This is a genomic window from Streptomyces sp., assembly GCF_050698815.1.
Lineage (GTDB): Bacteria > Actinomycetota > Actinomycetes > Streptomycetales > Streptomycetaceae > Streptomyces.
This window is the reverse complement of sequence record NZ_JBOHCV010000318.1, coordinates 1-8,953: the sequence shown is the minus strand read 5'-3', so window position 1 is coordinate 8,953 and position 8,953 is coordinate 1. Positions and strand designations below refer to the sequence as shown.

Sequence of the window (8,953 nt, the reverse complement as noted above, 5' to 3'; positions counted from 1 at the left end):
GCCCTCCTGGCCGCCCCGGTGTCCGCGCTGCTGGCGGGGGCCGCGGCGTCCCGCGCGGGCCGCCCGCTGCGCCGGCTGCAGCAGCGCACCAGCGGCCTCGACCCGCGCGCGGACACCACACGGCTCGCGCACACACCGACCCGGATCACCGAGGTCGACGACCTCGCCGCGACGCTGGCCACGGTGCTGGCCCGCTACGACGAACAGGCCGCCCGCACCCGTGAGGCGCTGGCCACGGCCCGGTCCTTCTCCTCGGCGGCGGCGCACGAACTGCGGACACCGCTGATGAGCATGCAGACCAACCTGGAGATCCTCACCGACCACCCCGGACTGGGCGGAGAGGACCGCGAGGAGGTGCTGGCCGACCTGCGGCAGGAGCACACCCGGGTGCTGGGCCTGCTGGTGATGCTCAGGGAACTGGGCCAGGGCGACCTCGTCGAGGCGGACGCCTTCGGCCCGCTGGACCTGGGGGAGGTGGCCGAGGCGGCGGTCGCGGACGCGCGTCGCCGGGACCGTACGGCCGACGTCACCGTGTCCACCGCCGGCGCCGGGAGACTGACCGCGCACGGCTGGGAACCGGGACTGCGGTCCCTGCTCGACAACCTCATCGCCAACGCCCTCGTCCACGGGCGGCGTTCCCCCGTCGAGGTGGGCCTGCGCGCGGACACCTCACCCGCCGGACCGATCGCGGTGCTGACGGTGGACGACCACGGTCCGGGCATCCCGCCCGAGCGCCGCGCGGCGGTCTTCGAGCGCTTCCGGCGCGGCCCGGACAGCACCGGCTCCGGGCTGGGCCTCACCCTCGTCGCCCAGCAGGCCGCACTGCACCGGGCCACCGTCGAGGTGCGGGACCGGCCGGCGGGCGGTCGCGGTACCCGCGTGGAAGTTCGCCTCCCGCTCGCGCCGCCGGCCCCCTCCCTGCCCGCACAGCGGGACTGGCTGATCGGAACGGCCGCCGGGCCACAAGGAATTCACAAGGACGGTCTTTAGCGTCGGCGACCGCGCGGGGCACTCCGGCCACGTGCTGACCGAACGACCGGAGGAGAACACGTCATGAGGACAACGAAGCGCACCACCATCGCCCTCTCCACCGTCGCCGCGCTGCTCGTTACGGGGGGCGCCGCGACCGCGGTCGCCGCGTCGGACGGCGATGCGGCGCAGGGGACGTCGGCGACGTCGGCTGTCGCGGCCGAGAAGGCGGAGAAGGGCGAGAAGTCGGAGAAGCCCAAGAGGGACGGCGCCCGGAAGCTGTGCAAGCGCGCCCCGAAGATCGACAAGCGGATCGACCGCGTACTGCGCCGGCTGGACGGCAAGGCCGCGAAGCGCGGGTCCGTCGCCCGGCTGGAGCAGCGGATCGAGAACGCGAAGAAGGCCGGGCACGGCCCCATCGCGGACTACCTCGCCAACCGGCTCGAGGACCGGAAGGCCGTCGCCCCCAGGCTCAAGGACCGGCAGAAGGACCTGGACAAGGTGCGGACCTGGTGCGAGGACAACAACAACGGGCGCGGCAAGGAGAGCAAGCGCTGACGACCGCCCCGACCGGAGCCGGCGGCCGCACGCTGTGGGGGCCGCGGCCGCCGGCTCCCGCACGGCGCGGCAGGGCTTGACCCGGCGCCGGGCTACGTGCCGAGCCCCGACGGCAGCAGGAGGCGGGCGGCCGAAGTGCCCAGGCCGGTGGGGACGTCGATGCGGCGTGGCCGGCCGGCGGTCGGGTCCGGGAGGCGCCGGAGGTCCTCCTCCTTGTAGCGGTGGCAGCCCTGGTGCCAGGTGAGGATGCCCGAAAGCCAGTGCTCCAGGTCCGTGACGTAGCCGTCGAGGGTCCGGCGTGCCTCGGGACTGAGGCCGAAGTCGTCGCAGAGGACGGGGAGTTCGTGTGCGACGACGTGCTGGAACTGCCGCATGCGGGAGTTCATCAGGTCGTCGATGACGGCGAGGGCGGTCGGGTGGTCGCAGTCGAAGAAGTTCTGCACGACGAGGATGCCGTTGTGCACCTCGCCCTCGTACTCGATCTCCTTCTGGTAGGAGAAGACGTCGTTGAGCAGTGCCGCGTAGTCGGAGGCGGCGTTCTCCAGTGAACGCATGGGGCCGCTCCGGTAGATCTCGGGCGGCACCTGCCGGCCGTGTGCCAGCCGGCACAGGCTCATCGTGAGGTCGGATCCGAAGGTCAGCCGGCGCATCTCGATGTAGTCGACGGGGTCGGGGATGCGGTTCTGCGCCTGGTTGGCCAGTTCCCACAGCCAGCCGCGCGTCATGTCCTCGACGGCCTTGCGCAGCGCCCGGCGCGCCGGAAGCGTCATCGGGCCGGCCGTACGGGCCCACAGGTCGGCGAGGCCACGCTCCAGAGCGTTCGCCGGCGTCGGGGTGGCGGGGTTGCCGAGGGTGCCGTGGAGGGAGCCGTCGACGGGCATGAAGGCGGACAGCCGGTCGGTGGCCGCCTGCGCGCCGGCCAGGTCGCGGGGGCGCCCGTAGACCACGGGGTAGTAGTCGTCGCCGTACGTGCCCCAGGCCAACCAGCCCGAACTCAGGTCGAGTTCAGCGGGCGACGCATCCGGGTGGATGCCCGCCGCACACAGCGGGAGATCGATGTCGATGAGCCTGCGCTCGTCCCAGACGTGCGAGAAGGGCACGCCCGGCTGCGGCTGAAGGAGGCCCATCCGGTGTGCCCACTCCACGACGTTGCGCCGGGCCGAGGGCAGGTGCGGGCTGAGCCGGGTCGTGAACGGCATGGCGAAGTCGGGCAGCCGGGACGGTCCCACGCGCGCGTAGGGGACGTGGGTGAAGCCGCGGGCGCGGGCGGACTCGGCGCGGGCGGTGGTGGCCGGAATCAGGTGCGCGGCGGACGAACCGAGACCGGTGGGGCGCGGCACGGCACACTGACCGGGCGCCACGGCCGCGCCCGCCGCGCCCTTGTTCATGTAGCGGCTGGAGCGCATGTGCCACTCGTGCCCGCCCGACTGCCAGTCCTGCAGCCCCTTGACGTACGCGAGCACCTTCGCGCACGAGGAGGGATCGAGGCCCTCCTGTGCGAAGAGCGGGGGGAGTTCGGTGAGGGCGGTGTTCTCGAACTGCTGGAGCCGCGAGGTGAGCAGGTCGTTGACGGCGTCGGCCGCCTGCTGGGTCGTGCACTCCAGGAACGTCTCCAGCACCAGGACGCCGTTGCTGTTCTCCCCCTCGTCCTCGACCTCGCGCTGGTAGGAGAAGAGGTCGTTACGCAGGTGCACGGCGTCGGCGAAGGCGTCGCGCAGGGCCCGAAGCGGCCGCGACGCGGCGACCGTTGCGGGGACCTCGGCGTTCGCCGCGTACTCCACGAGACCTGCCGACCAGGGCGCGCCGCCGACCTTGCGGCGCATCTCGACGTACTCGACGGGGTTGGGGATGCGGTGGGCGTTGATGTTGGCCAGTTCCCAGAGCGACTCGTTGAGCAGGTTCTCGGTGCTCTCGGCGAAGCGGGCCCGCCACTGCGCGGACATGCTCGGCACCGTACGGGCCCACAGGTCGGCCAGGCCGGCCTCGACGGGGTTCGTCGGCTCCGGCACTTCGGTGGCCAGGTCCATCGGCATGAACGCCGGGAGCCTGTCCAGGTAGGCCTTTCCGCCCTCCCGGTCCTGCGGGCGCTTGAAGATCTCCAGGAAGTGGTCGTCGAAGAAGAAGACCCACACGTACCAGTCGGTGACGAGGTTGAGATCCGGCCCCGACGCGTCGGGGTGGGTGTGGGCGCAGAGCAGGGCGTAGTCGTGCGCGTCGAGATCCCGCTGCGTCCAGATGCCGGACCCCTCCAGCATCCCCATCTCGCGGGCCCACTTCGTGGAGTGCTCGCGGGCCGCCGTCAGCCGCGGGTTGAGCCGGGCCGGGTACGGCAGGTAGAAGTCCGGCAGTTCGAAGGGCTCTTTCGCTGTCACCGGTGCCCGGCCTTTCTCGACGCTTCCCGACGGTGCTGCACCCGATCGGCTCAGCACTACCCGAGGCGACGGAGGGCTACCCGCGGCCCTCAACAGTCATACAAATAGGGCGTGGGCGCACGAGTTGACACCTGCACGCACGTTCCCAGCGGGCCCACGGGCCGCTAGCTTTCCTACGACGCGTCCGCAACCCGGACGCGGAGTACGCCCCGCCGAACAGTGCTGTCCCCGCCGTAACCACCGGAAGGACCCCGACTGTGCACGCTCCGCTCCGCAGCACCCGTATACCGGCCGGCCCGCACAGACCGGCCGGCCCGTCACACCGGCGCCGCTCCCTCGCCGCGCTGGCCGCCGCCGTCATCGCGGCACCGCTGATCCTCACCGCCGCCGCTTCCCCCGCCACCGCCACCGGCGACGGGAGCGCCGACGCTGCCACCTCAGTCCGCGGCAACCCGGCCAAGGACGGCGAGCAGTTGGCGAAGAAGCTCGTCCGGCGCACCGGCGCCAAGGGCGCCATGCGGCATCTCAAGGCCCTCCAGGCCATCGCCCAGCGCAGCGACGGCAACCGCGCGGCCGGCTCCCCCGGCCACGACCGGTCCGCGAAGTACGCCGGCGCGCTGTTGAAGGAGGCCGGCTACGACGTCACCTACCAGAACTTCGACTTCACCTATGTCGAGACCCTCGCCGAGAAGCTGACGGTCCGTACCCCCGACCCGGGGGAGGTGCCGATCAAGCTGATGACGTACACGAAGAGCACTCCGGAGGGCGGCACGGAAGCGGCCGTCACCGCCGTGCCGGCGGACGCGGACGGCAGCACCGGCTGCACGGCCGCGGACTACGCCTCCGGCGACTTCGACGGCCGTATCGCACTGATCCGGCGCGGCGGCTGCACCTTCGCCGACAAGCAGGCGGCGGCCGCCGATGCCGGCGCCGTCGCCGCCATCGTCTACAACAACGTCGACGGCGATCTGAACGGCACCATCGGCGACCCCGCCGCCGGGCGGATCCCCACCGGCGGCGTCAGCATGGCGGACGGCGAGGCGATGGCCGCCGACGTCGAAGCCGGCGAGGTCACGGTGAACCTGGAACTGCGGGAGTTCCAAGAGGAGCGCAGCACTCCCAACGTCATCGCGGAGACCCCTGGCGGCGACGCCCGCAACGTGGTGATGCTCGGCGCCCACCTCGACTCCGTATCCGCCGGGCCAGGCATCAACGACAACGGGTCCGGCTCGGCCGGAATCGTGGAGACCGCGCTCCAGTTCGCCGCCGCCGGCGGCACGGACCACGGGAACGGCCACGACGGCAAGGCCAGGAACAAGGTGCGCTTCGCGCTGTGGACCGCCGAGGAACTCGGCCTCCTGGGCTCCGAGCACTACGTCAGCCGGCTCTCCGCCGCGGACCGCGACGACATCGCGCTCTACCTCAACTTCGACATGATCGCGTCGCCCAACTACGGCCTGTTCGCCTACGACGGTGACGACTCCGACGGCGTCGGCGCCGGGCCCGGTCCGGAGGGCTCCGCCCAACTGGAGAAGGACATCACCGACTTCGTCAGCAGCCGCGGCGAGGAGATGCGTGGCACCGACTTCACCGGCCGTTCCGACTACGGACCGTTCATCGAGGCCGGCATCCCCGCGGGCGGCACCTTCACCGGTGGGGACGGCATCAAGACCGAGGCACACCGGGAACTGTGGGGCGGCACGGCGGACGCCGCGTACGACGGCTGCTACCACATGGCGTGCGACGACCTGGACAACATCGACAAGAAAGCCTTCGACGTCAACGTCAAGGTGATGGCCAACGCCGTCGGCCGTTACGCACACGACGTCAGCACCCTTCCGTAACCAGGTCGTCAGCGTTCCGGACCCGCGGCACGGCACCCGGCAAGAGAGAGAGGAGGCTGCGCACGGTGCCGCGGGCCCGGTAGGCTTTCCGTGTGATCTTCAAGCGAATCGGAAACGGGCGGCCGTACCCCGACCACGGCCGGGAGAGCACCCGCCAGTGGGCGGATGTCGCCCCACGCCCGGTGCGCCTCGACCAGCTCGTCACCACCAAGGGACAGCTCGACCTCGAGACGCTGCTCGCCGAGGATTCGACCTTCTACGGTGACCTGTTCGCCCACGTCGTGAAGTGGGGCGGCGACCTCTATCTGGAGGACGGGCTGCACCGTGCCGTACGGGCCGCCCTGCAGCAGCGGCAGGTGCTGCACGCCCGCGTGCTGGAGCTGGACTGACGTCCTGCGCGGCCCGGCCGTAGCACTCCCACTCGTCCTTTCGGGGGCGGCACGCCGTTGTCATTGATCATCTAGTAGGCATCGGGTTCATCCCGCATTACGCTGCGCCCATGAGCATGCTGACTCCCCCCGGCATGGGCGGAAAGTACCGCATCACGGGTGACCGTTACCCCCGCATGCGCCGCCCCCGCAACCGTCGCAGGATTGTGCTCGCTGCCGTCGCCGCGGTGACCAGCCTCGGCCTGGCCGGGTGGGGAACGCTCCAGCTCATCGACGTCTTCTCGGGCGGCAGTCCGGCCAGCGCGTCCAGCAGCCAGGCCAACGGCAAGGCCTGCGCCACCGAGGCGAAGGCTCAGCCGGGGGAGGGGAAGCCGGGGGAATCGGGGAAGTCCGGGCAGGACAAGGACCAGGGCGCCAGGCTCCCCGACCCGAGTGACATCACGGTCAACGTCCTCAACGCCACCGGCCGCAGCGGTCTGGCCAAGTCGACCGCCGACGAACTGAAGGAGCGCGGCTTCAGGATCGGCAAGGTCGCCAACGCACCGGCCGGGCTCGACAAGAAGGTCAAGCCCGCCGGCGTACTGATGGGTGCCCCCAGCGCGGAGACCAGCGCCGCCCTGAAGGTCCTGGGAACCCAGCTCAAGGGTGCCGACACGCGTCATGACGAGCGCGAGAGCGCCGACGTCGATCTCGTCATCGGCGACGCCTACAAGAAGCTCACGAAGAAGAAGGACGCCGAGGCGGCGCTGACCGCGCTGGCCGCCCCCGCTCCGTCGTCCTCGAGCTCGCGCTGCAAGAACTGACGGGACGTCCACGGCCCCACAGCCGAACCGAACGGCTCGCTCAGCCCGCCGTCCCGTACATCCGGTCGCCCGCGTCGCCCAGCCCCGGGACGATGTAACCGTTCTCGTTGAGGCGCTCGTCGATCGACGCCGTCACCACGGTCACCGGCGTGCCGGCCAGCTCACCTTCCATCAGCCGTACGCCCTCCGGCGCCGTCAGCAGGCAGATCGCCGTCACATCGTCGGCGCCGCGCCGGATCAGCTCCTGGATCGCCGCGACCAGCGTGCCGCCGGTCGCCAGCATCGGGTCCAGCACGTACACCTGACGCCCGGACAGGTCGTCCGGCATCCGGTTGGCGTAGGTGGAGGCCTGGAGCGTCTGCTCGTCGCGGATCATGCCGAGGAAACCGACCTCCGCCGTCGGCAGCAGCCGCACCATCCCGTCCAGCATGCCCAGCCCCGCCCGCAGGATCGGCACCACCAGGGGCCTCGGGTGCGACAGCCGCACGCCGGTCGTGTCCGTCACCGGAGTGCGGACGTCGACCTGTTCGGTACGGACATCCCTGGTGGCCTCGTACGCGAGCAGGGTCACCAGCTCGTCGGCGAGACGCCGGAAGGTCGGCGAGTCGGTGCGCTCATCGCGCAGGGTGGAGAGCTTGTGCGCCACCAGCGGGTGGTCGACGACGTGAATCCGCATCCGACGACAGTAGCGGAGGAGGCGTACGGCTCGTACTGGCGTACCCCGACGTAGCGGGGGAAGGTGTTCAGGTAGCCGGAGGTGTACAGATGTCTGACGCACAGCACCCGAGGAACGCCGAGAAGGCCCGCGGCAAGGCCCGGCCCAGCAGGCGCGGCACCACCAGATCTTCCGCATCCGCCACACCCGATGCCGACCGGCTCCGCCGCCGGGCGCGCTTCCTCCGGGAACGGAAAGAGGCCAAGGAGCTGCGCGAACGCGTTCAGCCGCGCCGCGCACACAGTGCTCGTCTGCGGCAGGCGATGCGAATGCGGACGTTCCGCTGGTGAAGCAGCGGCGGGCTGCTGTGACCATCGGCAAGGTCAACAGTCGGTTGAAGAATGGTCACCGTGTGTTGTTCTTCCCGGGCCCAGCTGTGAGATCCGCGCAAACACCCGCACGACGCACTGCCGAAGACCCTCCCCACAGCCGCGGTTTCTGCCACGATTCCGATGGGGCGGGGTGAAGTCCTCGTCAGCAGCCATCGGGCACCTCAGAACAGTGGGAGAGTCACGGTGTATTTCGCCGCACTGCTCGCGCGCACCGAAGACGGGTGGGAAGCGAGCGACACGGAGCTCGACGATGTGGAGACCCTCGCCGACCTGGCCGAACTGGCCAGGGAGGCCGCGACCGACGACGAGCCGGTGCTCGCCTGCATCGAGCAGGAGGGCGAGTGGTTCGGGGTCGTACGGGTCGAGGGCGAGGACGACCCGCGCGTCTTCGTCTCGGACGCCGCCGCTGCCATGCGCAGCTCGTACGGCGAGATCCTGCTCTCCGACGAGCTGCTGGGCCGCGAACCGGAAGATCCGGACGCGCTCGACCAGCTCGTCGACCTCGACGGTACGGAGGACGGCGAGCCGGAGCCGGTGGAGGATCCGGTCGAGGGGGACGAGGCCGAACCGGAACCGGCGGAGAGCGCTCCGCCGGGCCCGATCGGCGACGCGGCCCTGCTCGCCGACCTCGGCATGACCGGCAAGACCCTGATCGCCCTCGCGCCCGAGGACGCGCTCAATGAGATCGCGGACGCGCTGGGCTGCACCGACGTACTGGAGGCGGTGCGGTAGGCCGGGACACCCGGCCAGGAGTCCGCGGTAGCACACTGGCCGTATGACCGACGCCGTCCCTCCTGTACCGGACCCCGCGCGGGACCCCGCGCCGGCCCCGGCGCCCGACCCCGTCCGCGACCCGTGGCTGGCGCCCATGCGCCACGCCCTGGGCGCGGCCGTACGGGCGCCGGAGACCGGCGACGTCCCGGTGGGCGCCGTCGTGCTCGGACCGGACGGCGCGGTGCTGGGCACGGGGC

At 71.4% G+C, this 8,953-nt stretch carries 9 protein-coding genes and 1 pseudogene; 8 read left to right on the top strand and 2 right to left on the bottom strand.

The window, feature by feature from the left end:
• Window positions 1-990 (top strand): sensor histidine kinase (locus ACRDP3_RS11645; RefSeq protein WP_431516814.1); only part of this gene is annotated, 990 nt, incomplete at its 5' end.
• A 63-nt stretch (window positions 991-1,053) separates the two neighbouring features.
• Window positions 1,054-1,527: a hypothetical protein gene (locus ACRDP3_RS11640; protein WP_431516813.1), complete on the top strand. Its 474-nt coding sequence runs from the start codon at window positions 1,054-1,056 to the stop codon at window positions 1,525-1,527.
• 92 nt (window positions 1,528-1,619) lie between these two features.
• Here ACRDP3_RS11640 and ACRDP3_RS11635 read toward each other — a convergent pair whose 3' ends face one another.
• The gene (locus ACRDP3_RS11635; RefSeq protein ID WP_431516812.1) at window positions 1,620-3,899 is read right to left on the bottom strand and encodes a terpene synthase family protein; all 2,280 of its coding nucleotides are present in this window, start codon (window positions 3,897-3,899) and stop codon (window positions 1,620-1,622) included.
• A gap of 257 nt (window positions 3,900-4,156) precedes the next feature.
• Between ACRDP3_RS11635 and ACRDP3_RS11630 the strand changes: the two genes are divergently transcribed.
• The 3 genes from ACRDP3_RS11630 to ACRDP3_RS11620 all read left to right on the top strand — a co-directional run bounded on the left by ACRDP3_RS11630 (window position 4,157) and on the right by ACRDP3_RS11620 (window position 6,935).
• A complete protein-coding gene (locus tag ACRDP3_RS11630; RefSeq protein ID WP_431516811.1) occupies window positions 4,157-5,743 on the top strand; it encodes a M28 family peptidase in 1,587 nt (528 codons plus the stop codon).
• A gap of 92 nt (window positions 5,744-5,835) precedes the next feature.
• Window positions 5,836-6,132, top strand: a complete 297-nt coding sequence (locus ACRDP3_RS11625; RefSeq protein WP_028430606.1) for a type II toxin-antitoxin system VapB family antitoxin — start codon at window positions 5,836-5,838, stop codon at window positions 6,130-6,132.
• Between the two features lie 110 nt (window positions 6,133-6,242).
• Window positions 6,243-6,935: a LytR C-terminal domain-containing protein gene (locus tag ACRDP3_RS11620; RefSeq protein WP_431516810.1), complete on the top strand. Its 693-nt coding sequence runs from the start codon at window positions 6,243-6,245 to the stop codon at window positions 6,933-6,935.
• Window positions 6,936-6,975: 40 nt separating this feature from the next.
• On the opposite strand, the gene upp is transcribed toward ACRDP3_RS11620, so the two are convergent.
• Entirely contained in the window at window positions 6,976-7,611 is a 636-nt protein-coding gene (gene upp / locus ACRDP3_RS11615; protein WP_431516809.1) for a uracil phosphoribosyltransferase, read from the bottom strand.
• An 89-nt stretch (window positions 7,612-7,700) separates the two neighbouring features.
• On the opposite strand from upp, the gene ACRDP3_RS11610 reads away from it, so the two are divergent.
• From ACRDP3_RS11610 to ACRDP3_RS11600, 3 genes and pseudogenes are all read left to right on the top strand, one after another.
• Complete coding sequence (locus ACRDP3_RS11610) at window positions 7,701-7,940, top strand: hypothetical protein (protein WP_431516808.1); 240 nt, start codon at window positions 7,701-7,703, stop codon at window positions 7,938-7,940.
• A 225-nt stretch (window positions 7,941-8,165) separates the two neighbouring features.
• The gene (locus tag ACRDP3_RS11605; RefSeq protein WP_431516807.1) at window positions 8,166-8,714 is read left to right on the top strand and encodes a hypothetical protein; all 549 of its coding nucleotides are present in this window, start codon (window positions 8,166-8,168) and stop codon (window positions 8,712-8,714) included.
• Window positions 8,715-8,757: 43 nt separating this feature from the next.
• Window positions 8,758-8,953: pseudogene (locus ACRDP3_RS11600) on the top strand (tRNA-specific adenosine deaminase); the annotation flags it as partial.